Source organism: Pseudomonas sp. R62, from assembly GCF_000257605.1.
GTDB classification, from domain to species: domain Bacteria; phylum Pseudomonadota; class Gammaproteobacteria; order Pseudomonadales; family Pseudomonadaceae; genus Aquipseudomonas; species Aquipseudomonas atacamensis.
Map to the genome: position 1 here is coordinate 239,175 of NZ_JH635998.1, position 1,842 is coordinate 241,016.

The window sequence follows — 1,842 nt, forward strand, 5'->3', positions numbered from 1 at the left end:
CGACGCGAGCGCCCTATTCACTCCCATGAAGAGGTAACCATGAACGTCGACAAAGACCTGGAAAAAGAAGTTCTCACCCGCCTGCTGCACGCCCATCCCAACGGCTTGGGCAAGGAGGTGCTGGACAATTACCGGGGCGAGAAAGTCGTGGCCAGCGCCCTCGCCGCCCTGCAGGATCGCGGGCTGATTCATCATGGTCATGTGACCATGAGCGAAGCGGGTGAACACTCGCTGAACCTGCCGATCAAGCTGAGTTCTGCCGGCGTCGAAGCGGCGCGCAAACTGGATCTGCAGTAGTGCCAAGCCGCTCGCCGTCGAAGCGGCGAGCGGCCGGATCCGCAACTTGAGGAGAAATCCCATGCCTCGTGGAAGCAAAGACAAATACACCAGCGAACAGAAGCGCAAAGCCGAGCACATCGAAGACAGCTACGAGAAAAAGGGCGTGTCGAAAGATGAAGCTGAGGCGCGTGCCTGGGCGACGGTGAACAAACAATCCGGTGGCGGCGAGAATTCCGGTGGCTCGGGGCGCAAGAAGCCCGCCAGTGCCAAGTCGGAAGATCGCAAAGAGTCATCGCGCCGCGCGGTGGCCAGCCGCAAGGGTCATTCGCGTAACAGCGAAACTTCGAAGGATACGCAGACTGTCGATAGCCTGATGAAAGAGGCCCGGGCAAAGAACATTCCGGGACGGTCTTCGATGCGCAAGCAGGAGTTGATTGAGGCGTTGCGCAAGGCTGGCTAAGCCTGATGGCCTCATCGCTGGCAAGCCAGCTCCCACAGATTTTTCGGGTGGTTGCACTATTGCACTTACACACGAAGACCCTGTGGGAGCTGGCTTGCCAGCGATTGCGGTGCATCAGTCGCGGCAGGACTCGCGGATAAACGCATCCACCTCCGCCGTACCCGGCGATGTCGCCGGCCCCCAGCGAGTCACCGCCAGTGCCGCTGCCGCATTGGCCCGCCGTGCCGCTTCCAGTGCATCCAGCCCCTGCGCCAATCCGGCAATAAATACCCCGGCATGTGCATCGCCGGCGCCATTGCTGTCCACTGCTTTGACAGCAAACCCCGGCACCTGGCGGCGCTCATCACGCTGCTGAATCCAGCAACCCTGCGGCCCGGCGCGCACCACCATCAGCACATTTTCCGGCAGCAGTTCCGCGAGGCGATCCATCGCGATACCTATCTCATCGGCTCCGGTAAACCGCAGCGCCTCGACACTGTTGCTGGTCCACACATCAATGCGCGGCAGCAACGTCTGCATCATTGGCGAATCGGGCGACTCCACCAACGGCCCCGGATCGAACACCACATTGACCGACGCCGGCAGCGCCAGCGTCCAGTCGAGCAACGCCTGCGCCTTGCCCTCGTGCAGCAGACTGTAACCGCTGAGATAAACGTAATCGCCGGGCTCGGCAGCCACGCTGTTAAGGTCCTCCCCGGTCACCTCGCCTTCGGCGCCGATGTAGGAAATGAAACTGCGTTCAGCCGAGGCATCGGTCAGCGCCACGCACAGACCGGTATCGCGCTGGGCCGGTTCGCGGATGCCGATGCAGATTCCTTCCGCCTGCATCGCTTGGCGCGCCAGGTCACCAAAACGCCCCGTGCCATGGCGACCGAGGTAAACCACCGGCAGGCCGTTGCGCACCGCAGCGGCCATCACGTTGAAGCCGCCGCCGGCTTCGAACCCCGCCGACTGCGCCAGCACGTCGCCGCCAATCTGCGGCAGTTTATCCACGGCCATGACCAGGTCGATGATGACCTGGCCGGTGTGCAACATCTTAGGCATGAGCATTCTCGGGTTGCGCGGCGCGGCGATCTTTCGCGCCACCAAGGACCAGGTAAATG

Annotated in this window: 3 protein-coding genes; 2 read left to right on the forward strand and 1 reads right to left on the reverse strand. The window is 62.3% G+C overall.

Annotation, left to right across the window (positions count from 1 at the left end):
- Positions 1-39 precede the first annotated feature (39 nt).
- The gene (locus tag OQK_RS02540; protein ID WP_016770967.1) at positions 40-297 is read left to right on the forward strand and encodes a hypothetical protein; all 258 of its coding nucleotides are present in this window, start codon (positions 40-42) and stop codon (positions 295-297) included.
- A gap of 61 nt (positions 298-358) precedes the next feature.
- Positions 359-739, forward strand: coding sequence for a Rho termination factor N-terminal domain-containing protein (locus OQK_RS02545; protein ID WP_016770968.1), 381 nt, complete (start codon positions 359-361; stop codon positions 737-739).
- A gap of 114 nt (positions 740-853) precedes the next feature.
- Here OQK_RS02545 and OQK_RS02550 read toward each other — a convergent pair whose 3' ends face one another.
- On the reverse strand, positions 854-1,783 hold the full coding sequence (locus OQK_RS02550) for a PfkB family carbohydrate kinase (RefSeq protein WP_038861076.1): 930 nt from the start codon (positions 1,781-1,783) through the stop codon (positions 854-856).
- Between the last annotated feature and the right edge of the window lie 59 nt (positions 1,784-1,842).